Origin of the sequence: Streptomyces sp. TRM68416 (genome assembly GCF_014596915.1) — a bacterium.
Classification (GTDB): Bacteria; Actinomycetota; Actinomycetes; order Streptomycetales; family Streptomycetaceae; genus Streptomyces.
Window position 1 is genome coordinate 31,521 of the sequence record NZ_JACVWU010000002.1, and the last position, 20,858, is coordinate 52,378.

General features: G+C 73.4%; 19 protein-coding genes and 1 pseudogene. 9 read left to right on the top strand and 11 right to left on the bottom strand.

Annotation, left to right across the window (positions count from 1 at the left end):
• Window positions 1-5: 5 nt before the first annotated feature.
• Complete coding sequence (locus tag ICC28_RS03310) at window positions 6-749, bottom strand: GntR family transcriptional regulator (protein WP_188286855.1); 744 nt, start codon at window positions 747-749, stop codon at window positions 6-8.
• A 401-nt stretch (window positions 750-1,150) separates the two neighbouring features.
• On the opposite strand from ICC28_RS03310, the gene ICC28_RS03315 reads away from it, so the two are divergent.
• From ICC28_RS03315 to ICC28_RS03325, 3 genes are read left to right on the top strand one after another with little or no spacing between them, the layout of a single operon-like run.
• The gene (locus tag ICC28_RS03315) at window positions 1,151-1,909 is read left to right on the top strand and encodes a LamB/YcsF family protein (RefSeq protein ID WP_188286856.1); all 759 of its coding nucleotides are present in this window, start codon (window positions 1,151-1,153) and stop codon (window positions 1,907-1,909) included.
• On the top strand, window positions 1,906-2,529 hold the full coding sequence (locus ICC28_RS03320) for a 5-oxoprolinase subunit B family protein (protein ID WP_188286857.1): 624 nt from the start codon (window positions 1,906-1,908) through the stop codon (window positions 2,527-2,529). Before ICC28_RS03315 ends, ICC28_RS03320 begins: the two co-directional genes overlap by 4 nt.
• Entirely contained in the window at window positions 2,529-3,398 is an 870-nt protein-coding gene (locus ICC28_RS03325) for a biotin-dependent carboxyltransferase family protein (RefSeq protein WP_188286858.1), read from the top strand. Before ICC28_RS03320 ends, ICC28_RS03325 begins: the two co-directional genes overlap by 1 nt.
• A gap of 31 nt (window positions 3,399-3,429) precedes the next feature.
• On the opposite strand, the gene ICC28_RS03330 is transcribed toward ICC28_RS03325, so the two are convergent.
• From ICC28_RS03330 to ICC28_RS03350, 5 genes are all read right to left on the bottom strand, one after another.
• Window positions 3,430-4,266 (bottom strand): SGNH/GDSL hydrolase family protein, encoded by an 837-nt coding sequence (locus tag ICC28_RS03330; protein WP_188286859.1) that lies wholly within the window; start codon window positions 4,264-4,266, stop codon window positions 3,430-3,432.
• On the bottom strand, window positions 4,263-5,447 hold the full coding sequence (locus ICC28_RS03335) for a glycosyltransferase (protein WP_188286860.1): 1,185 nt from the start codon (window positions 5,445-5,447) through the stop codon (window positions 4,263-4,265). The genes ICC28_RS03330 and ICC28_RS03335 overlap by 4 nt, the downstream gene beginning before the upstream one ends.
• Before the next feature lie 365 nt (window positions 5,448-5,812).
• Window positions 5,813-6,940: a glycosyltransferase family 4 protein gene (locus tag ICC28_RS03340; protein WP_188286861.1), complete on the bottom strand. Its 1,128-nt coding sequence runs from the start codon at window positions 6,938-6,940 to the stop codon at window positions 5,813-5,815.
• Between the two features lie 139 nt (window positions 6,941-7,079).
• On the bottom strand, window positions 7,080-8,498 hold the full coding sequence (locus ICC28_RS03345; RefSeq protein ID WP_188286862.1) for a HEAT repeat domain-containing protein: 1,419 nt from the start codon (window positions 8,496-8,498) through the stop codon (window positions 7,080-7,082).
• 301 nt (window positions 8,499-8,799) lie between these two features.
• A complete protein-coding gene (locus ICC28_RS03350; protein ID WP_188286863.1) occupies window positions 8,800-9,192 on the bottom strand; it encodes an ankyrin repeat domain-containing protein in 393 nt (130 codons plus the stop codon).
• Between the two features lie 261 nt (window positions 9,193-9,453).
• Between ICC28_RS03350 and ICC28_RS03355 the strand changes: the two genes are divergently transcribed.
• Window positions 9,454-9,648: a hypothetical protein gene (locus ICC28_RS03355; RefSeq protein ID WP_188286864.1), complete on the top strand. Its 195-nt coding sequence runs from the start codon at window positions 9,454-9,456 to the stop codon at window positions 9,646-9,648.
• 40 nt (window positions 9,649-9,688) lie between these two features.
• Complete coding sequence (locus ICC28_RS03360; RefSeq protein WP_188286865.1) at window positions 9,689-11,263, top strand: hypothetical protein; 1,575 nt, start codon at window positions 9,689-9,691, stop codon at window positions 11,261-11,263.
• Here ICC28_RS03360 and ICC28_RS03365 read toward each other — a convergent pair.
• Together ICC28_RS03365 and ICC28_RS03370 are read right to left on the bottom strand one after the other, a co-directional pair.
• Complete coding sequence (locus ICC28_RS03365; RefSeq protein ID WP_188286866.1) at window positions 11,260-11,727, bottom strand: hypothetical protein; 468 nt, start codon at window positions 11,725-11,727, stop codon at window positions 11,260-11,262. The genes ICC28_RS03360 and ICC28_RS03365 overlap by 4 nt on opposite strands.
• A gap of 7 nt (window positions 11,728-11,734) precedes the next feature.
• Window positions 11,735-13,234 (bottom strand): PLP-dependent aminotransferase family protein, encoded by a 1,500-nt coding sequence (locus ICC28_RS03370; protein ID WP_188286867.1) that lies wholly within the window; start codon window positions 13,232-13,234, stop codon window positions 11,735-11,737.
• Between the two features lie 99 nt (window positions 13,235-13,333).
• Here ICC28_RS03370 and ICC28_RS03375 point away from each other — a divergent pair, with 99 nt between their 5' ends.
• From ICC28_RS03375 to ICC28_RS03390, 4 genes are all read left to right on the top strand, one after another.
• Window positions 13,334-13,987 (top strand): hypothetical protein, encoded by a 654-nt coding sequence (locus ICC28_RS03375; protein WP_188286868.1) that lies wholly within the window; start codon window positions 13,334-13,336, stop codon window positions 13,985-13,987.
• Window positions 13,984-14,751, top strand: coding sequence for a glycerophosphodiester phosphodiesterase (locus ICC28_RS03380; protein ID WP_188286869.1), 768 nt, complete (start codon window positions 13,984-13,986; stop codon window positions 14,749-14,751). The genes ICC28_RS03375 and ICC28_RS03380 overlap by 4 nt, the downstream gene beginning before the upstream one ends.
• 61 nt (window positions 14,752-14,812) lie before the next feature.
• Window positions 14,813-16,198, top strand: a complete 1,386-nt coding sequence (locus ICC28_RS03385) for an MFS transporter (RefSeq protein ID WP_188286870.1) — start codon at window positions 14,813-14,815, stop codon at window positions 16,196-16,198.
• 255 nt (window positions 16,199-16,453) lie between these two features.
• Complete coding sequence (locus ICC28_RS03390) at window positions 16,454-16,828, top strand: RNA polymerase-binding protein RbpA (protein WP_003977404.1); 375 nt, start codon at window positions 16,454-16,456, stop codon at window positions 16,826-16,828.
• 99 nt (window positions 16,829-16,927) lie between these two features.
• Here ICC28_RS03390 and fxsA read toward each other — a convergent pair whose 3' ends face one another.
• The 3 genes and pseudogenes from fxsA to ICC28_RS03405 all read right to left on the bottom strand — a co-directional run bounded on the left by fxsA (window position 16,928) and on the right by ICC28_RS03405 (window position 20,822).
• Window positions 16,928-17,497: an FxsA family membrane protein gene (fxsA, locus tag ICC28_RS03395; protein WP_188286871.1), complete on the bottom strand. Its 570-nt coding sequence runs from the start codon at window positions 17,495-17,497 to the stop codon at window positions 16,928-16,930.
• Between the two features lie 358 nt (window positions 17,498-17,855).
• Window positions 17,856-18,653, bottom strand: a pseudogene (locus ICC28_RS03400) (polyprenol monophosphomannose synthase); the annotation flags it as partial.
• 564 nt (window positions 18,654-19,217) lie between these two features.
• On the bottom strand, window positions 19,218-20,822 hold the full coding sequence (locus tag ICC28_RS03405; RefSeq protein WP_188286872.1) for an amidohydrolase: 1,605 nt from the start codon (window positions 20,820-20,822) through the stop codon (window positions 19,218-19,220).
• Window positions 20,823-20,858: the final 36 nt, after the last annotated feature.

A 20,858-nucleotide genomic window follows, 5' to 3' on the forward strand; every position in this document is an offset into this window, starting at 1 on the left:
ACGACTCAGAAGCGACGGCCGCCACCGGGGCACGACAGGCCGCGGCCGAGGTCCGCGCCGTCCTCGCCCACCCGGCGCCGGTAGACCTCGACGACCCGGCGCAGGGAGTCGCCGAGGTAGACGGCGAGGAGCCGCTCGGCCCCGTCCCGGTCCCCGTCCCGGAGCGCCTGGAGGATCTCCAGGTTGCGCACGAGGTACGGCTCGTGCAGCCGACGCGGGTCGTCCACGACGTGGAAGGCGAGCCGCAGTTCGGCGAAGACGCTGCGCATCAGTTCGTCGGTGCGGTCGCTGCCGGCCAGCGAGACCAGCTCCCGGTGGAAGTGGATATTGGCCGTGCCCACTCCGTTCCAGTCGCCTTCGCGGGCCGCCCGCTGCCCCTGGGCGACCGCTTCGTCGAGGCGGTCCAGCCCGTACGGCGGCTCCCCCAGCCCGCGTACGACCGCGCACTCGACCAGGCCGCGGGTGCGGTAGATGTCCTCGACGTCCTCGACGGTGAGGACCCGCACGAAGACGCCCCGGTTCAGTTCGTGGACGAGCAGGCGTTCGTGGGTGAGCAGCCGGAACGCTTCGCGCAGGGTGTTGCGGGAGACCCCCAGGGCGCCGCCGATGCTGTCCTCCGACAGGCGGGTGCCGGGCGGGAAGTAACCGTCGGCGATGCGGGTCCTGAGAATGTCCGAGACCCGTTCGGCGGTGCTGGTGCGCCCCAGGAGGGCGCGGTCGTCGGCCAGACCCGTCAGCTGCTCTGCCATGCCCGGAATTGAAGCGCAGGGACAAGAACGAAACAACGTGGGTATTGAAGGATCGTTCAACGATCCTCTACGTTGCTGGTCGGCACCGCCACTCGACTGACCTCCCAGGCGGCTCCGGCACGCTGACCACATGGGTGCCGGTCCCCACGAGGGTCGGCCTTCTGGCGGACGGCTGCGGACGGCTGGGGAGTGGGCGGCGCGATCGGCTACGGCCTGACGGCGCCGACCCTGTTCGGGTTGCCCAAGACGCGCGGGAGGGAGCAGGTGTGAACCGCACGAACGACCGCCCCCTGACCGTCGTCGACGCGCACGCGTGGCGGCCGAGGGACGCCGGGGCCAGCCCTCGGTGCCGTCCGGCGGGGCGCTGATGGTGTCGGCCTGAGACGAGACGCGAAGGATCCATGACCCCGATCGATCTGAACGCCGACCTCGGCGAGGGCTTCGGCCGCTGGCGGCTCACCGACGACGAGCGACTGCTGTCCGTCGTCACCAGTGCCAACGTGGCCTGCGGGTTCCATGCCGGGGACGCGGCCACCATGCGCCGGGTGTGCGAACTGGCGGCCGCGCGCGGGGTACGGATCGGCGCCCAGGTCTCCTACCGCGACCTGGCGGGGTTCGGGCGGCGCGCGATGGACGTGCCGCCGGCCGAACTCACCGCCGAGGTGGCCTACCAGATCGGCGCCCTGGAGGTCTTCGCGCGCGCGGCCGGCACGCGAGTGTCTTACGTGAAGCCGCACGGCGCGCTGTACAACCGCGTCGTGCGCGACGAGGAGCAGGCGGGCGCGGTCGTCGACGGTGTGCTTCTGGCCGACGCCTCGCTGCCCGTGCTCGGCCTGCCCGGCTCGCGCCTGCTGGAACGGGCCGGGAAGGCGGGCCTGCCGACCGTCACGGAGGCGTTCGCGGACCGCGCCTACACCGACGAGGGCACCCTCGTGCCGCGCGACCGGGAGGGTGCCGTGGTCACCGACCCGGAGGCCGTCGTGGAGCGGTCGGTGAGCATGGCGCGCTTCGGCATGGTCGACGCCCGGTCCGGGGCGCGCATCGAGGTACGCGCCCGTTCGCTGTGTCTGCACGGCGACACGCCCGGCGCGGTGGAGCTGGCCCGCCGGGTGCGCGAACGCCTCCAGGAGGCGGGCGTGCGGGTGGAGGCCTTCGCATGAGGGCGCTGCCCGTCGGCGACGGCGCCCTGCTCGTCGAGGTGGCCTCCGGCGAGCAGGCGCAGGCCCTGCACGCGGAGCTGCTGCGCCGCCGCGCGGAGGGATCGCTGTCCGTCCGCGAGATCGTCCCCGCGGCCCGCACGGTCCTCCTCGACGGCGTCGCCGACCCGGCCCGTCTGGCATCCGAGCTGACCGCCTCCGAGGTGCCGCCCGCTCCCCCACGCGCGCGTGAGATCGTCGACCTTCCGGTCCGCTACGACGGCCCGGACCTCGCGGACGTCGCCAGGCACTGGGGCGTGGACGAGGCGGAGGTGGCCCGCATCCACGCGGGCACGGAGTTCACGGTCGCCTTCTGCGGCTTCGCCCCCGGCTTCGGCTATCTCACGGGCCTTCCCGCGCGCTACGCCGTGCCGCGGCGGGCGACGCCGCGCACGGCCGTCCCGGCCGGTTCGGTGGCCCTGGCCGGTCCCTATACGGGCGTGTACCCGCGCTCCTCGCCGGGTGGCTGGCAGCTGATCGGGACCACGGACACGGTGCTGTGGGACCACGCGCGCGTACCGGCGGCGCTGCTGGCGCCGGGGACGCGTGTGCGGTTCGTACCGCAGGGTGCGGAGGGCTCCTGATGACGGACCGCGCGCTGGCCGTCGTACGGGCCGGAGCCCTCACCACCGTGCAGGACACGGGCCGACCCGGCCACGCCCACCTCGGTGTGCCCCGCTCCGGCGCCCTGGACGGCCCGTCGGCGGCCCTCGTCAACCGCCTGGTCGGCAACCCGCGCGGGGCGGCGGTGCTGGAGACCACCCTCAACGGGGTTGCCGTACGCCCGGGTTCGACGGTCACGGCGGCGGTCGCGGGCGCGCCCTGCCCGGTCACGGTGGACGGCCGCCCGGTCGCCTGGGGCGCCCCGGTACGCGTGCCCGCCGGAAGCGTCCTGGACGTCGGCCCGGCCGTCCGCGGCGTCCGCAGCTACGTGGCCGTCTCCGGCGGCGTCGCCGTGGAAGCGGTCCTGGGCAGCCGCTCGACGGACCTGCTCTCCGGCCTCGGCCCCCCGCCGCTCACGGACGGCACGGTGCTGCCCCTGGGACACCCCACGGACGTCCACGCGCGCGTGGACGTAGCCCCGCAGCCCGCGCCCCCCGCGGAACTGCTCCTGCGCGTCACCCTCGGCCCCCGGGACGACTGGTTCACGCCCGAAGCGACGAGGGCCTTCACCACGCGCACCTACCGGGTGTCTCCCACGAGCAACCGCATCGGCCTGCGCACGGAGGGCCCCGCCCTGGAACGGTCCGTCACGGGTGAACTCCCCAGCGAGGGCATGGTGCTGGGCGCGGTCCAGGTACCGCCGGACGGCAGGCCGGTGGTGTTCCTGGCCGACCACCCGACCACCGGCGGCTACCCGGTCATCGGGGTGGTCCGCACGCCGGACCTTCCGGCAGCGGCCCAGGCGGCACCGGGGACACCGGTCCGCTTCATGGCCGTACGCAGACGCTGACGCCCCCTTCAGGGACGTGCAGAGCGAGTTCCTATGCCTCCCCCGCCACTACGGCAGCCAACGCCGCGGACACCGCAGCAGAAGCCTTCACGTCGAGCCGCGCGCTCGTCCCCCGCGCCCGGTGCCGTATTTCGTCCGCGGCGAGCCCCAGCAGTTGCGGCAGCAGGTCCGTGCACCGCCGGGCCACCCACCCGGTCCCCGCGGTCGCGAGCCACCACAGGCTCGCCGACTTCGTGGGCGCCGGAAACTCCGGCTCCGCCGAGGGCGCGACGCCGCTGGCCCGTCCTGCCTCGGCCAGCAGCGCGTGGAACCGCACGGCCAACTGCCGGTGCCCCCGCTCGCCGGGGTGCAGCCGATCCGCGCTCCACATCGCGCGGTCCGTGATCCAAGCACCCTCGCAAGCGTGCAGGTGCACCGCTTCGTACCGCTCGGACAGCACGTGCACCACGGCGTTCACCGCGCGCTGCCGCCGGGCCAGCGGACGCGCGAGGGCCCCGGGCAGGCCGAGCATCGCGCCGGGGTCGGGCAGGCAGGCCGTGAGCAGGACGGCGCCCTGCCCGGTGAGGGCCGCGTACACGGTGTCCAGCCGGGCGGCGACGGCACGGATGTCGAAGGTGCAGCGCAGGGTGTCGTTGACGCCGACGACGACGGACGCGATGTCCGGCCGCAGCTCCAGCGCTGTGGGCAGCTGCCGTTCCCGTACGTCCCGGGTCTGGGCTCCGCTGACGGCGAGGTTGGTGAAGGCTACGGGGTGTTCGGCGAGTCCGGCGGCGAGCAGGGCGGCCCAGCCGCGCCACCCGTCGCCGACGGGATCGCCCACGCCTTCGGTCAGCGAGTCGCCGAGGGCGACGAACCGCAGGGGTCTCATCCGACGCCCTCCGCCGCCCGCGTGCGCCCGGGGACCGGCACGTCGTGCGCGGTGAGGAAGGCCGCGACCGCCGTGTCCCAGCCGAAGCACTCCGCACGCGCGCGTGCGGCCTCGCGGCGTTCGGCCTCGGGGCGGGCGAGGAGCAGCTCCACGGCGTCGGCGAAGCCCTCCCCGTGGTCCGCCGCGACGGCCCCGGCGGCCCCGACGACCTCCGGCAGGGCGGACGACGTGCTCACCGCCACGGGCGTGCCGCAGGCCAGGGCCTCCAGGGCGGCCAGGCCGAACGTTTCGGCGGGCCCCGGCGCCAGACACACGTCCGCGGACGCCTGGAGCGCGCCGAGCAGACCGCGGTCGGCGACATGCCCGAGGAAGGTCACCGGCAACCGGCGCTCGCGCGCCCGCTGTTCGAGCCGCGGGCGCAGCGGTCCGTCACCGGCGACGACCAGCACGGCCCGTCGCCCGCGCGCGAGCAGCGCTTCCAGCGCGTCCAGGGCGGTTCCGGGCCGCTTCTCCACCGAGAGCCGGGTGCAGGTGACCAGCAGCGTCTCGTCCCCGCGCGCGTGGCGCGCCCGCAGCCCGGGGTCGCGCAGGGCGGGGTGCCGCTCCGCGAGGTCGACGCCGAGCGGCGCCCGTACGACGTTGCGCGCCCCGATCCGCACGAACTCCCGCTCGGCGAACTCGGTGGTGCACACCACGCGCGCGTACGTGTGTGCCGTACGGACGTTGAGGGCGTCGGCAGCGCGGCGGGCGGCGCCCTCGGGCAGCCCCCAGGTGCGCAGGACGCCGTCGGCGGTCTCGTGGGAGACCATCACGGCGGGGACGCGGGCCCGCCGTGCCCACTTGCCGGTCCAGCGCAGCGTCGTACGGTCGGACACCTCCAGCCGGTCCGGGGCGAGCTCCTCCAGGAGGGCGGCCACGCGCCGCTTGTCGGTGAGCACGCGATAGCCGCCGGTGCCGGGCAACAGCGGCCCCGGCAGGGTGATGACCCGGCCCTGCTCGGTCTCGCGGTCGCCGTGACGCTCGCCGGGCACGATGAGCACGGGGTCGTGCCCGGCCGCCTTGTAGCCCTTGCCCAGTTCACGCAGGGCGGTGCGCAGCCCGCCGGACGCGGGCGCCACGAAGTTGGCGAGCCGGACGATCCGCAGGGCGGTCGCACGGCCACCTTCGGGAAGAGCCGGCACGGGGACGCGGGCACCTTCTGGAACAGTCGGGCCGGGAACACGGGCCCCTTCTGGAGCAGTCGGGCCGGGAACACGGTCACCGGCAGCAACCGTCGATACGCCGATACGACCACCACCAGGAACCGTCGACACGCCCATACGACCACCACCAGGAACCGTCGACACGCCCATACGACCACCACCAGGAACCGTCGACACGCCCATACGACCACCACCAGAAGCCGTCGACACGCCGACACGACCCCCCTCAGCGACCCTCGTCCCGACCGTCCCGCCGTCACCGCCAGAGCCGGTGGACACGGCAGTGGCACGGCCATCGCCACCAACCGCGGACAGCCCACCTTCCGGAACAACCGACCCGGCGCTCACGCCGCCACCACCGCCCTGCGGTCCGCCAGCACGTCGGTGTAGTGGCCGATCAGCCGGTCGCCGACGGCCGCCCAGGTGCGCCCCTCGACCATGGCGCGGGCGGCGGCGCCGTAAGTGCCCCGCAGGGTGGGGTCGGCGGCCAGCGCCGCCACCGCGTCCCGGACGGCGTCCGCGTCGCGGGGCGGAACCAGGAGGCCGGTGTGCCCGTGGGCGACCAGGTCCAGTGGACCGCCGGCGGCGGGCGCGACCACGGGTACACCGCTGGCCATGGCCTCCTGCACGGTCTGGCAGAAGGTCTCGAAGGGGCCGGTGTGCGCGAAGACGTCCAGTGAGGCGAAGATCCGGGCGAGTTCGTCGCCGGTGCGGCGGCCCAGGAAGACCGCGCCCGGCAGCGCCTGCTCCAGGGCGGGCCGGCTCGGTCCGTCGCCCACGACCACGACGCGGACGCCGTCCAGGCCGCAGGCTCCGGCGAGCAACTCGATGTGTTTCTCGGGGGCGAGCCGTCCGACGTAGCCGACGATCGTCTCGCCGTTCGGGGCGAGTGCGCGGCGCAGCGCCTCGTCCCGGAGGTCCGGGCGGAAGCGGACGGTGTCCACCCCGCGCGGCCACAGCTTGACCCGGGGCACGCCGTGCGCCTCCAGGTCGTTCAGGGAGGCGTGGGAGGGGGCGAGGGTGAGGTCGGCGGCCGCGTGGACGGAGCGGATGCGGCGCCAGGCGGCGGCCTCGCCGGCGCCCATGTAGGTGCGGGCGTATCCGGCCAGGTCGGTCTGGTAGACGGCCACGGCGGGGATGCCGAGCCGGGCGGCGGCCGCCATGCCGCGGACGCCGATGACGAAGGGGCTGGCCAGGTGGACCAGGTCGGCGTTGTGCTCGACGAGGGTGGCGGCCAGGCGGCGGCTGGGGAGGGCGACGCGGACCTGGGGGTAGCCGGGGAGCGGGAGGGAGGGGACGTGGACGACGGGGCAGGGCGCGAGGGCGCCGAGCCGATGTCCGGGAGCGGGGGCGGGGGCGACGACGACGGGGGCGTGACCGCGGTCGACGAGGTGTCGGGCGGTCTGGAGCGCGCAGTGGGCCACGCCGTTCACATCGGGGGGAAAGGATTCGGTCACGATGACGACACGCATACCGGTGTTGTCGCCGTACTGGACGTGGCCGCGTCAAAGTGGATCTGTCCGGACGACAAACGTCCCATGAGCGTTGCGCTGCACACCCGAGCAGGTCAGGCCGCGTCCACGCCCGCCTGACCCGCGGGTCATCCCTCGTTCACACGGCGGGCGCGTCGGGCCCGAACCGGCTGCGTACGGCCGTCTGGACCTCGGCCTCCTCGGCCGGGTCGGCGGCGAGCCGGCGCAGGCGGTCCACGACCCGGTTGTCACCGGTCTCGGCATGCCGGGCGGCGATCTCGCGGGTGGTCTCCTCGCAGTCCCAGAGGCACTCGACGGCGAATCCGGAGGGGAAGGAGGGGTCGGTGGCGGCGAGCGCCCGGGCGGTCCGGCCGCGCAGATGCGACGAGGCCGTCTCGCGGTAGATATGGCGCAGGACGGGGGCGGCGCAGGCGATGCCGAGCCGTCCGGCGCCGTCGACGAGAGTCCACAGGGTGGGCGCGTCCGGCCCTTCGCCCCGTACGGCTTCGCGCAGGGCCGCGAGGACCAGGTCGCTGTCCTGGGCTCCGCCCCGGCAGGCGAGCATCCGTCCGGCGGCGGCGCCCAGGGGATCGGGGCGCCGGGCCCAGCCGCGCGCCCGGTCCACGGCGGCGACGCTGCGCATGCGCTCGAAGGCGTCGGCGGCGGCCTCCACGACGGGCCGTGGTCCGGTGGTGACGGCTGCCTCGATCAGGTCGAGGGCGTCGCGGTCGTTGCTGTCGGCGAGGTAGCGCAGGGCGGTGCAGCGGGCTCCCTCGCTGCCGTCCTTGGCCGCCTGGACGATCTCGGGCCGGTCCTCGGGCCCGGCGACGGCCGACAGACATCGGGCGGCGGGCACGTGCAGCGCGGCGCCGCGTTCGACGCCCTGCTGGGCCCACTCGAAGACGGCCTGGACGCTCCACCCCGGACGGGGCCCGGTAGGTCGCATCTGCCGTTGCCAGCGGTCGAAACAGCCCGCCTCCTGAGCGGCACGCACACGCGTGGCGACGGATTCGCGCGGATCGTCGGCCCACAGCCGCCACGGCCGGGGCTCGAAGGCGTCGCGCACGGCGGCGGCCAGTTCGGCCTCGCCCTCGGGGTCTGTGGCGAACCTGGCCAGGACGGGGGCGGCGAGGGCGCGCAGTCCGGCGTCGTCGTCGCGCAGCGCCAGTTCGTCCAGGGCCCAGGCCCAGTTGGAGCCGGAGGCGGCGTACCTGCGCAGCAGTTCGAGGGCGTCCCGCCTGCCGTAGGAGGCGAGGTGGCCGAGGACGGCCAGGGCCAGACCGGTGCGTGACTCCTCGGTGTCGAAGACGTCCTCGACGTCGAAGAGGTGCGCCTCGATCTCGTCCAGCTCGCCATTGAGGTCGAGGAAGAGACGGGCGTAGTAGAGGGAGCGGTTCTCCACCTGCCAGTCGTGGCGGGGGTCGCTCAGCACGCAGTGGTTCAGGGCCGCGAGCGCTTCGGCTCGCGGGGCGGTGAGCGCGTGCAGCGTGCCGTCGCCGCGGCCCCGCTGAAGCAGGCCGAGCAGCGTACCGCTGGGCGCTATGACCGGATCGAACATGGGAAACAGCCTCACATCAAGCGTCGACGCAACCGGGGATCGTGCTTTACCTGGCCGCGTGACAACACGTCGGGGCGCCCGCCGTTTCCTGCTTGCTGTAGACCATTTTCCTCTGCCTCTCGTCGGTGGCCCATGCGGACCGCATCACGGTCCGCGCGGTGCGGCATCACCTGCCCAGCCATCGCGTCCGTGAATCACGACGTCATGATGACTCGGCAGTTCCATCTGCCGCGACCGAAATTTCGGCGGCCCTTTACCGCCTCCCCCGTTATCTGTGTCTTCGCTGGTCAGAACAGTCGGATCACTGTGCGCCGAACAATTCCAGCAGTTCTGTCTTGCCGAACATGCGGGCGGTGTCGACGGCCGACGGAGTGCCCTCCGCCGGATCGGCTCCGCCCTCCAGGAGCGCCTTGATGACGTCCGTCTCACCCTTGAACACGGCCCCGGCGAGCGGGGTCTGGCCTCGGTCGTTGACCCGGTCCGCCTCGGCGCCGCGGGCGAGGAGCGCCCGTACCGCCTCGGCATGGCCGTGGTAGGCGGCCAGCATGACCAGGGAGTCGCCGCGGTCATTGGTGAGGTTGGCCGGAACGCCCGCGTCGACGTACGCCACGAGGGCCTCCGTCCGCCCCTGCCGGGCCAGATCGAAGATCTTCGTCGCCAGCTCCACGACCTCGGGGTCGGGGGCTTCACTCATCGGCCGGTCCGCCTCTCACTACAACCGTTCAGGTGAATCGCCAGGGTACTGGCTCCCGCGGCACATGACCCGATGTGCCCGAGGTAAAGATCACCACGAACCCGGTCGGACGCAAGACCGCGGCCCAACCGGGCAAGGACAGCTCCACCATCCGAGGGAAATCTCCAAAATTTCCCCCATTTGCACCTTTTATCGTATGGATACATGCTGTGAGCCTGGAAGTACTCATGGTGACTGTCCCCACGAACCAGGAGAACTCAAATGATCCTGTCCATCTCAGGCGTGGTCCTGCTCGGCATCATCGTCTTCCTCTTCTTCAAGAAGGACGGACTCAAGGCGTCGCACGCCCTGGTGGCCGCTCTCTTCGGCTTCTACCTCGCGAGCACCGCCATCGCTCCGAGCATCCAGGCCGGCGGCGAGAGCCTGGCGAGCCTCCTCGGCGGCATCAAGTTCTGACGCCGCACGTCCCGTCCGTACGCACCTTCAGGAGACACCAGTGGCCCGGCGCCCCCTCCCCCGCATCCTGAGCACAGGCAGCGCGCAGATCGCCCGGAGCCGGGAGCTGGCCCGGACGGCGGCCGACAGCGCCACCGACGTCCTCCATCCGCTGATCACGATCACCCGCGGACTGCGCCGGCTGGCAGCGGCCGGACGGCGCAAGTGGGCCGACACCCCCAAGGACAAGCGCGGGCCGCTGCTGTTCCTGGTGGCCTCGGTGATCCTGGCCGTGGCGCTCGTCCCGTACGGCCCGCTGCTCGCCGTCATCGCGCTGATGGCGGCGGCAGCATGGCAGGGCCGGGACCGCACCCCGCCGGCCCCCGACGGCCCCGACGAGTCCCAGACCGAGCGCCTGAAGTCGCTGTACGAGGCCCTCGTCCCGTACTTCTCGACGGCCGAGGACCCGGCCCCGATGTTCTCCCACGGAGGCGAGTGGGAGAGCGTCTTTCCCGGCTACGAGTTCGACGAGTCCGGGCGCGTCACGAGTCTCACGATCCGCTACCCGGCCTACTTCCCCGACGGCGAACCCGAGGCCCGCGCGCGGATCGAGCAGCTGCTCGCCGCGAAGTCCGGCCGCGGCCGGGAGTACCACTTCGACTGGGACGAGGAGGGCAACCAGCTCACCGTCACGGCCCTGCGCCCCCTGCCCACCGACATCGCCGCCCAGCGTTTCGTCACGGCGCCGGGCGAGACGGTCCTCGGCTTCACCGACCCCAGCGAGGTCCGGCGCACGCTCCCCCTCACCCACGGCGAGGAGCGGCGCGACGTCCCGCCGGTCGTCTGGCGCACCGGCCTGCGCTCCACCGAACCCCACCTGCTGGTCATGGGCCAGCCCGGCAGCGGCACCTCCACGCTCCTGCGCTCCATCGCCCTCCAGGCCCTCCAGTACGGCGATGTCGTCATCGTCGAGGGCGGCGGCACCGGCGAGTACGCGTGCCTGACCGGCCGGGACGGCGTCCTGGCGGTCGAGTGCGCGCTGGCCGGGGCCCTGGCAAGCCTGGAATGGGCCGCCGCCGAGACCGAACGACGGCTCATCGCCGCCAACCGCGCCCGCCAGGCGGGCCACCCCGCGCCGGAGGACACCAAGCGGCCGCTGTGGATCCTCCTGGACCGTCCGAGCGCCTTCACGCACCTGGCCGCCGCGGACGGCCGCAAGGACCCGCAGTCCCTGCTCCAGGTCCCGCTGCGGCACGGCCGCGCGGCGAACGTGACGGTGGTCGTGGCCGACCAGTTCGACAGCGCCGACGCGCTCGCCGACGCCGTACGGCAGCACACACGCGCGCGTGTCGTGCTCGGTCCCGCCACTGTCGACCAGCTGACGGCCGTGCTGGGCGCGCCCCCGCACACCACCCCGGTCGCCCAGGTCCCACCCGGCCGCGGCTACGCCCGCCTGGGCTCCGGCCCGGTGCACCGCCTCCAGGTCCCGGCGACGCCGGACCCCTACGACGACGCCACGAGCGACGCGGACCGCCAGGCGGTACTGGAGCTCCTGCCGCCGCGCACCACGTCGGCGGACGCGGAGCAGCAGCCGGAACCGGTCCCGGTGGAGGCGGTGACGGCGGAGACGTCCTAGTTGTCGAACCAGACGACCAAGCGCACATGGTCGGCCCCGTGCCGACGGGCGAGGATGCGCATCAGGGTCCAGACGTCACCCCAGTCCGCGTCCCGCACGGCCTCGCGACGGGTCAGCGGATCCCTCGGCAGACGACTCGGCGCTTCCCGTTCGTTCCAGTCCGCTGCCTCCAGCTCGGCCCAGGTGATCCAGGACGGGCTGTGGGAGTCCGCCTTCTCCTCCTCCCACGCCCGTGCGGCGGCTCGGGACGCGTCCGGCGGGAAACCGCGCTCCGGCGCCAGCGGTTCGAAGGTCCGGCCGCGGACACCGAAAAGGCACCCGAACGCCTCGTAGGACCGGCCGTTGTAGAGGAAAGGCAGGGGCAGGGCCGGATGCCAGCGCAGGTCACTGTCCTCCTCCTCCGGCTCCGAGGTGTCATCGAACCAGCTTCTGACCTCGACGTATCCGTGAATGTCGCACCCCATGGCGCGATCATGCCACGAACGTCCTCGGCGCCTCGCCGCCCCCCGTCCCCCCGCTCTCCACCAGCTTCGCCGCCGCGGCCAGCCGTACCGCCGCCTCCTCCGCCACCGCGCCCCCCACGGTGAACGGCAGCCGCACATACCCCTCGAAGGCCCCGTCGACCCCGAACCGCGGCCCCGAGGGCACCCGCACGCCGACCCGCTCCCCCGCCTCCGCGAGCCGTGAGCCGGACAGTCCGCCGGTGCGCACCCACAGGGTGAGTCCGCCCCGGGGCACCTCGAACTCCCACCCCGGAAGCTCCCGCCGCACCGCGGCCACCAGGGCCTCCCGGTTCTCCCGCGCCTGCACCCGGCGCAGCTCCACGGCCTGCTCCCAGCCCCCGGTGCTGAACAGCCAGTTCACGGCCAGCTGCTCCAGGACCGGCGTGCCCAGATCGGCGTACGCGCGCGCGGCGACGAGGCTGCGGATGACGTCGGGGGCCGCCCGGACCCAGCCGATGCGCATGCCGGCCCAGAAGGCCTTGCTGGCAGAACCGACGGTGATCACCGTGGACCCGGCGGGGTCGAAGGCGCACACGGGCCGGGGCATCTCCACCTCCGGGTCCAGCCACAGCTCGCTCATCGTCTCGTCGGCGACGAGCACGGTCCCCGCCGAGCGGGCCGCGTCCACGAGCTGCCGCCGCTGGTCGTCGTCGGCGAGCGCGCCGGTCGGGTTGTGGAAGTCGGCGACCACGTAGGCGATCCGGGGGGCGGCGTCCCGCAGCACCTGCCGCCAGCGGTCCACGTCCCAGCCCGTGAGCCCTTCGGCCATGGCGACCGGCACCAGGCGGGCGCCCGCCTCGCGCATCAGCTGGAGGATGTTGGCGTAGGACGGCGACTCCACGGCGATGCGCTCGCCCCGGCCGGCGAAGAGGTGACAGATGGCGTCGATGGCGCCCATCGCGCCGGTCGTCACCATGATCTGCTCCGGCATCGTGGGGATCCCGCGCGCGGTGTACCGCTCGGCGATCATCGAGCGCAGCGCGGGCAGCCCGGCCGGGTAGTCGCCGTGCGTGTGGGCGTAGGGCGGGAGTTCCTCCAGGGCGCCCTGCACGGCCCGGGTGAGCCACGGTTCGGGCGCGGGCAGGGCCGCGCAGCCGAGGTCGATCATCGAGCCGAGGGCCTCGGGGGGCAGGGGCTCCAGACCGCGCGCGGGCAGCGGATTGCCGGCCGGGACCGCGGTCCAGCTGCCCGCTCCGCGCCGGGACTCCAGGAAGCCCTCGGTGCGCAGCGCCTCGTAGGCAGCGGCCACCGTCGTACGGCTGACGGAGAGGGCGACGGCCAGCTCGCGCTCGGCGGGCAGCCGGGCGGCGACCGGGACGCGCCCCTCCAGGACGAGCAGACGGATGCCGTCGGCGAGCGCCCGGTAGGCGGGCGGGCGGCGGCTGCCGGGGCCCGCGGGACGGTCCTGCTGGGAGCTGAGCAGCCGGGCGAGCTGCGCCGGCCCCACCGCCGAGGTCCACTGAGCCATCGAAATCAGTCCACCTTCCCCGGATTGGCCATGGTTGGCCGATCTCCTCCGGCCACAGGGTGTCATGAACCAGGCCACTACCACCACAGGGGGCACCTCTTGTCCATGACAGGCCGTCTCGGGCGACGGTTGATCCAGCTGTACGCCGGTCTCGCGCTCTACGGGGCGAGTTCCGCGATCCTCGTCGAGGCGGGGCTCGGCCTCGAACCCTGGAACGTGCTGCACCAGGGCCTCGCCGAACTGACGGGCCTGACGATCGGCGTGGTGTCGATCGTCGTGGGCGCGGCGGTGCTGCTCCTGTGGATCCCACTGCGCCAGCGGCCGGGCCTCGGCACCGTCTCCAACGTCTTCGTGGTCGGCATCGCCATGGACGCCACGCTGGCGGCCCTCCCCGACGCGCCCTCCCTCGCCGTTCGGATTCCGCTCATGCTGGCCGGCATCCTGCTCAACGGTGTGGCCACCGGCCTGTACATCGCCGCCCGCTTCGGGCCCGGACCGCGCGACGGCCTGATGACCGGGCTGCACCAGCGCACCGGCCGCTCGATCCGGCTCATGCGGACGGCCGTGGAGATCACGGTGGTCGCCACCGGCTTCGTCCTCGGCGGCACGATCGGCGTCGGCACCCTGCTGTACGCGGTGGCCATCGGCCCCCTCGCCCAGCTCTTCCTGCGTGTCTTCGCCGTCCCCGCGGCATCCGACGGCAGCACGGTCGTTGCCGCCGGGCAACCCCGGCGGGCGATACTGCGACGGTGAGCACGCGGATACGCCACCCCTACCTCGACCACCCCGGCCCGATCGCCTTCGCCCACCGGGGCGGGGCGGCGGACGGCCTGGAGAACACCCTGCCGCAGTTCCGGCGGGCGGTGGAGCTGGGCTACCGGTACCTGGAGACCGACGTCCACGTCACCCGCGACGGCAGGCTCGTCGCCTTCCACGACGCGACGCTGGACCGCGTGACGGACGGGGCCGGCCGGATCGCCGACCTGCCCTGGGCCGACGTACGGCACGCGCGCGTGGGAGGCCGGGAACCGGTGCCGCTGTTCGAGGAGCTGCTGGAGGCCTTCCCCGACACCCGGTGGAACGTGGACGTCAAGGCGGAGCCGGCGCTGCTGCCCTTCCTGGACCTGGTCGAGCGCAAGGGCGCCTGGGACCGGATCTGCCTCGGCTCCTTCTCCGAGGCGCGGGTGGTGCGGGCCCAGCGGCTGGCCGGGCCGCGGCTGGCGACGTCGTACGGCATCCGGGGAGTGCTCAATCTGCGGCTGCGCTCCTGGGGGCTGCCCGCCGCGGTGCGCCGCTCGGCGGTCGCCGCGCAGGTTCCCGAGACGCAGTCCGGCATCGAGGTGGTGGACCACCGCTTCGTCCGCGCAGCCCACGCGCGCGGGCTGCAGGTGCACGTGTGGACGGTCAACGAACCCGCGCGCATGCACCGGCTCCTGGACCTGGGAGTCGATGGCATCATGACCGATCACATCGACACACTGCGCAAGGTCATGGAGGACCGCGGCGTCTGGGTCTGAGACCACGATGGGGTCCGAGACCTCGGTGCCCCGCGTCCCGGACAGGGAAGCGAGGGCACGGGTGAGCACCGACGCCGTGCGGACGAAGACGGCCGACGAGGCCGTCGGGCGGCGCCGCGAACAGCGCGGCTGGTACTTCTACGACTGGGCCTGCTCCGTCTACTCGACGAGCGTGCTGACCGTGTTCCTGGGCCCCTATCTGACATCGGTGGCCGAGGCGGCCGCGGACCCCGACGGGTTCGTCCATCCGCTCGGCGTCCCGGTGCGGGCCGGGTCGTTCTTCGCCTACTCGGTGTCCCTGTCGGTGATCGTGGCGGTGCTGGTGATGCCCCTGGTGGGCGCCGCCGCCGACCGCAGCGGCCGGAAGAAGCCCCTGCTGGCCGCGGCCGCGTACACCGGCGCCACGGCGACGACGGGCATGTTCTTCCTCGACGGCGATCGCTATCTCCTCGGCGGTCTGCTGCTGGTGGTCGCGAACGCGGCGCAGTCCGTGGCGATGATGCTCTACAACTCCTATCTGCCGCAGATCGCCCCGCCCGAGGAGCGTGACGCGGTCTCCTCCCGGGGCTGGGCCTTCGGCTACGCGGCGGGCGCCCTGGTCCTGGTGGCGAACCTGGTCCTCTATCTGGCGCACGACTCCTTCGGCGTCTCCGAGACCACGGCCGTCCGCATCTGTCTGGCGTCGGCGGGTCTGTGGTGGGGCGCCTTCACCCTCATCCCCCTGCGCAGGCTGCGCGACCGCCGCTCGTCGTCCGGCGAGCATCCCGGCGAGCACCCCAACACATCCCTCGGCAGGCAGCCGACCGCGACCGGCTTCCGGCAGCTCGCGGCGACGATCCGCGACATGCGCCGCCACCCCCTGACGCTGGCCTTCCTGCTGGCCTATCTCGTCTACAACGACGGCATCCAGACGGTGATCTCCCAGGCATCGATCTACGGCTCCAAGGAACTGGGGCTCGGGCAGCCGACGCTCATCGGCGCGGTGCTGCTGGTCCAGGTGCTGGCGGTGGCGGGCGCCCTGCTGCTGGGACGGCTGGCCAGGACGTACGGCGCCAAGCGCACGATCCTCGGCTCGCTGGTCGCGTGGACGGTGACGCTGGCCGCGGGGTACTTCCTGCCGGCCGGGGCGCCGGTGTGGTTCTTCGTGCTGGCGGCCGGGATCGGACTGGTCCTGGGCGGCAGCCAGGCGCTGTCCCGCTCCCTGTTCTCCCATCTCGTGCCGCCGGGCAAGGAGGCCGAGTACTTCTCGGCCTACGAGATCAGCGACCGCGGCATGAGCTGGCTCGGCCCGCTGCTGTTCGGGCTCACCTACCAGCTGACCGGCAGCTACCGGGACGCGATCATCTCGCTGGTGGCCTTCTTCGCCGTCGGGTTCGTCCTGCTCGCCCGGGTCCCGGTGCGGCGGGCGATCGGCGACGCGGGCAACCCGATTCCCACGAGGATTTAGCGTTCCACGCGAAAGGGCTGTAGTGTACGCGTTTGGCCTGCCAGGCGTACCGTTACTGCGCGTCAAAGATGCCGAAACGCTGGGTGACATCTGCTAGCAGATGTGACAAACCGGGCGCCGGTGGGTACAACAAGGGGCGGCTACGACGGCGACGCATGACCCGGAACGGGAATCTTTACCGCCGACCGGACGTTGACCGGATGACGACGACAGCGACACCTGTCCTGTGGGCGACAAGCCCGGGAGGCACGATTCATGAGTGAGCGAGCTCTTCGCGGCACGCGCCTCGTGGTGACCAGCTACGAGACGGACCGCGGCATCGACCTGGCCCCGCGCCAGGCCGTGGAGTACGCATGCGAGAAGGGGCATCGGTTCGAGATGCCCTTCTCGGTCGAGGCGGAGATCCCGCCGGAGTGGGAGTGCAAGGTCTGCGGGGCCCAGGCACTCCTCGTTGACGGCGACGGCCCTGAAGAAAAGAAGGCCAAGCCCGCGCGTACGCATTGGGACATGCTGATGGAGCGGCGCACCCGTGAGGAACTCGAAGAGGTCCTTGAGGAGCGCCTGGCCGTTCTGCGTTCCGGCGCGATGAACATCGCGGTCCACCCCAGGGACAGCCGCAAGTCGGCCTAGTTCCGCCGGGTCCGGAACCCGACACACAACAAGAACCGCGGGCGCCGTACGGAGACGTACGGCGCCCGCGGTTTTCCGTGTGCCCGGGAGGCCCGGTGCTCAGTGCGTGAGCGGCGGGCGCGGTCCCTGCGGGTTGTCGCCCGTGGTCCCCGGCTCGTCCCTGATGACCTCGCCCTGGACGATCTTTCCGTCGGGCCGGTGGATCCGGGCCTGCTGGAAGGCGTCGCCCAGGGTGCCGGGGCCGGCCTGGCGGAACCTGCGCTCCAGGGAACGCTCGGTGTACCGGCTGAGCCCCTTCTGCACCGGCGGGACCAGCAGGAGCAGGCCCACGGCGTCCGAGATCAGGCCGGGCAGGACGAGGAGCAGGCCACCGAGCATCATCAGGCCGTTGCCGCCGCCGCCCTCCCGGGCGGGGGTCCCGCCGTTCTGCAGGGCCTCGTTCAGCTTCTGGAAGGCCCGCCTGCCCGCCCGCTTGATCACCACCGAGCCCAGCACGACACCGGCGAGCAGCAGCAGGAAGACCGTGAGGCCGCCCGCGGCACTCGCGACCACGGTCAGCAGCCAGATCTCCAGCACCAGCCAGGCGGCGAAACCGAGCGGCAGGAACGTACGCAGCCGGGAGCGCCGGGGCCGGGCGGGATGCGTGGGAGTCGGAGCGCCAGTCGTCATGCCTCCAGTGTGCCTGGCCCCGGCTCAGCACGGGATAAGGGGAGCATCAACGGGGCCTGTGCGCCCGTACACCAACGGGGCCTGTGCGCCCGTACGGCTACGACGGTGGCGTCTGCGACGACTCGGGGGACCCGGCCGCCTCCCCGGCCGCCTTCGCGGACGACGTCCCGGACGGACCGGTCTGCTCGGCCGTCTCCGCAGGCGACGAACCGGCCGGGTCGGCGGGCTCGACCGACTCCGCGGACGACGCCCCGGACGGCTCGGCGGACTCGACCACCTCCGCAGGCGCGGCCCCGGACGAGCCGGCAGTCGCGGTCGGCTCCGTGGACGGCGTCCGGGACGGCCCGACAGGCTCGGTCGGCCCCGTCGGCTTGGCGCGGTCCAGGAGTTTGCCGACACGTTCCTTGGCGCCCCAGGTCGTGACCCGCCACAGCGCCTCCACGAGGATGTCCCGGCTCATCTTGGAGTCGCCGTGTTCGCGCTCGACGAAGGTGATGGGCACCTCGACGACGTGATAGCCGGCCTTGACCGCGCGGCGGGCGAGGTCGACCTGGAAGCAGTAGCCCTGGGAGGCGACGTCGTCGAGGCCGAGGCCCTCCAGCGTCTCGCGGCGGAAGGCGCGGTAGCCGCCGGTGATGTCGCGCAGCGGCAGGTCGAGGGCCACGCGCGAGTAGAGGCTGCCGCCTCGGGAGATGAACTCGCGGCTCTTGGGCCAGTTCACGACCCGTCCGCCGGGCACCCAGCGCGAGCCGAGCGCCAGGTCGGCGCCCTTGAGCGCGGTGAGCAGCCGGGGCAGCTCCTCAGGCTGGTGGGAGCCGTCGGCGTCCATCTCGATCAGGACGCCGTAGCCGTTCTCCAGGCCCCAGCGGAAGCCCGCGAGGTAGGCGGCGCCGAGGCCCTCCTTGCCCCTGCGGTGGAGCACCTGGACGTGCTCGTCCGCGGCGGCGAGTTCGTCGGCGAGCTTGCCGGTGCCGTCCGGGCTGTTGTCGTCGGCCACGAGCACGTGCGCCTCGGGCACGGCTTCGCGCACCCGGCCGACGATGGCCTTGATGTTCTCCGCCTCGTTGTAGGTCGGGATGATCACCAGTGCCGTGCCGAGCGGGCCGAACCGCCTCCCTGAGTCCCGCGTCTCGCGAGTCTCGTCGCCGTCGTTCACTGCTGCCCCTTCGTCTCCGTCCGCAGACGTCCACCATAGTGGCCGCGGCCTGCTATGACGTGACATCCCGTTCGTATGGTGGTGTCGATTCCACAAGATCGGGGTAGGCATCGGCTTTTGGGATCATGTGTCCCCGTGCCGGACCGGGTGTTCCTGCGGATGGGGGCCCGGCGCCCTTCGGGCCGACCTGGGACCCGCTGGCTGCGGGTCGACCGAAAGCCGTTGTCTACTGAGCGCCCGGGCCCCACCCGGGGTCACACCTCCCCGACCGGCCGGAACGTTCCCTCGCCGCGGCGCGGGCGCTGAGCCTGGCTCCCAGTGGCGGTGCCCCGGTGCGGCACACCGTCCCTGACCCAGCGGCGCTGAGGCGAGGACCTGAAGTTCCGTCGTTCCCCGGTCGGGCGTCCGGTGGTGGACTCGGCCGAACCTACCCGCCCTCTGCCGTCGGCTGTCAACAGCCGCTTGACCTGCGGATCTTTCCTCAACTGCCTGGTCAGCGCGGAGGACGGGCAGGTCGCGCCAGGCAGCCGTGACGCACGATCGGCCGCACGGCCGCGCGGCAGATCACTCGCCCGGCCGTACGAACACCGTCCGTCCGCCGACCACCGTGCGCAGGCAGACGGGCAGGTCACGGCCCGGCGTCAGATCGGGCAGGCCGGGGGTGCCGGAGCGGGGGTCGGTCGACCAGCGCGCGACCCGGTCGTCCGGCGCCTGGACGACGAGTTCGCCGGTGCGCCACACGGCGTAGTCGGCGGGGGCGCCGGGGACCAGGACGCCGGCGTCGTCCCGGCCGACCGCCCGCCAGCCGCCGCGCGTGTGTGCGGTGAACGCGGCCCGGACGGAGACGCGGTGCTCGGGTGTGCGGTGGAAGGCGGCGGCGCGAACCGTGCCCCAGGGGTCCAGGGGCGTGACGGGGCTGTCGGAGCCGAAGGCGAGGGGCACACCGGCCTTCAGCAGGGCCGCGAAGGGGTTCAGCGCGCGGGCCCGGTCGCCGCCAAGGCGTCGGGCGTACATGCCGTCCTCGCCGCCCCACAGCGCGTCGAAGGCCGGCTGGACGGAGGCGGTCAGGCCGAACTCGGCGAAGGCGGCGATCGTCTCGGGGGTCAGCATCTCGGCGTGCTCGACGCGGTGGCGGGCGGCGCGGACGCGGGCGAGGCCGAGCTTCTCGGCGGCGGCCCGCACACCCTCGACGACGGCGGTGACGGCGGCGTCCCCGATCGCGTGGAAGCCGGCCTGGAGGCCCGCCTCGGTGCAGGCGACGACATGGGCGGCCACCGCGTCGACGTCGAGGTAGGCGATGCCGGTGTGGTCGGCGTCGGCGTAGGGGTGGTGCAGGCAGGCGGTGTGCGAGCCGAGGGAGCCGTCGACGAACAGGTCGCCCGCCGCGCCCGCCGCGCCGAGTTCCCGGGCCTTGTGGACGTCCTGCTCGGCCCAGTAGCCGACCACGCGCGGGCCGGGCTCCTCGGCGGCGAGCCGCAGCAGGCCGGTGAGGTCGTCCTCGGAGGAGATGTCCGGGCCGGCGCACTCGTGGAGGGTGCCGATGCCGAGGGAGGCGGCGTGGGCGAGAGCGGCGCGCTGGGCCTCGGCACGCTGCCCGGGCGTGACCGCGCCGAGCGCAGCGGACCGGACGGTGTGGTGGGCGTCGGCGGTGAGCGGGCCGTCCACCCGCCCCAGGGAGGCGAGGTCGAGCAGGGCCGTGGTGACGACCGCCGAGTGGACGTCGATGCGCGACAGGTAGAGCGGGCGCCCGCCGGTGGCCTCGTCGAGTTCCGCGCGGGTCGGGGGGCGGCCGCCGGGCCAGCGGGCGGAGTCCCAGCCGTGGCCCAGCAGGACGCGGTCGTGGGGGCGGTTGGCGGCGAAGTCCCGTACGAGGGCCAGGGCCGCCTCCAGGGAGGGGGCGGTGGACAGGTCCAGGCCGGTCAGGGCGAGGCCCGTGGCGGTGGTGTGCACATGGGCGTCGGTGAAGGCCGGGGTGACGAGGGCGCCGTCCAGGTCCACGACCTCGTCCACACCGTCGGCGAAGGCGTCGGCGGCGCCCTCCGAGCCGACCCAGGCGACCTGGCCTCGTTCGACGACCATCGCCGTGGCGAACGGGTCGGCGGGGCTGTGGACTTCTCCGCGGCGGAGCAGGACGGTCTTCGGCTCGGACTCGGCGGTGCGCTCACTCATGGGGAACAGTCTCCCGCCTCGCCCCGCCCGGCCCGC

What these genes read in the sequence shown, in the direction of transcription:
- ICC28_RS03310 (WP_188286855.1), bottom strand. Translation starts at nt 749, where the DNA reads ATGGCAGAGCAGCTGACGGGTCTGGCCGACGACCGCGCCCTCCTGGGG.
- ICC28_RS03315 (WP_188286856.1), top strand. Translation starts at nt 1,151, where the DNA reads ATGACCCCGATCGATCTGAACGCCGACCTCGGCGAGGGCTTCGGCCGC.
- ICC28_RS03320 (WP_188286857.1), top strand. Translation starts at nt 1,906, where the DNA reads ATGAGGGCGCTGCCCGTCGGCGACGGCGCCCTGCTCGTCGAGGTGGCC.
- ICC28_RS03325 (WP_188286858.1), top strand. Translation starts at nt 2,529, where the DNA reads ATGACGGACCGCGCGCTGGCCGTCGTACGGGCCGGAGCCCTCACCACC.
- ICC28_RS03330 (WP_188286859.1), bottom strand. Translation starts at nt 4,266, where the DNA reads ATGAGACCCCTGCGGTTCGTCGCCCTCGGCGACTCGCTGACCGAAGGC.
- ICC28_RS03340 (WP_188286861.1), bottom strand. Translation starts at nt 6,940, where the DNA reads ATGCGTGTCGTCATCGTGACCGAATCCTTTCCCCCCGATGTGAACGGC.
- ICC28_RS03345 (WP_188286862.1), bottom strand. Translation starts at nt 8,498, where the DNA reads ATGTTCGATCCGGTCATAGCGCCCAGCGGTACGCTGCTCGGCCTGCTT.
- ICC28_RS03350 (WP_188286863.1), bottom strand. Translation starts at nt 9,192, where the DNA reads ATGAGTGAAGCCCCCGACCCCGAGGTCGTGGAGCTGGCGACGAAGATC.
- ICC28_RS03355 (WP_188286864.1), top strand. Translation starts at nt 9,454, where the DNA reads ATGATCCTGTCCATCTCAGGCGTGGTCCTGCTCGGCATCATCGTCTTC.
- ICC28_RS03365 (WP_188286866.1), bottom strand. Translation starts at nt 11,727, where the DNA reads ATGGGGTGCGACATTCACGGATACGTCGAGGTCAGAAGCTGGTTCGAT.
- ICC28_RS03370 (WP_188286867.1), bottom strand. Translation starts at nt 13,234, where the DNA reads ATGGCTCAGTGGACCTCGGCGGTGGGGCCGGCGCAGCTCGCCCGGCTG.
- ICC28_RS03390 (WP_003977404.1), top strand. Translation starts at nt 16,454, where the DNA reads ATGAGTGAGCGAGCTCTTCGCGGCACGCGCCTCGTGGTGACCAGCTAC.
- fxsA (WP_188286871.1), bottom strand. Translation starts at nt 17,497, where the DNA reads ATGACGACTGGCGCTCCGACTCCCACGCATCCCGCCCGGCCCCGGCGC.
- ICC28_RS03405 (WP_188286872.1), bottom strand. Translation starts at nt 20,822, where the DNA reads ATGAGTGAGCGCACCGCCGAGTCCGAGCCGAAGACCGTCCTGCTCCGC.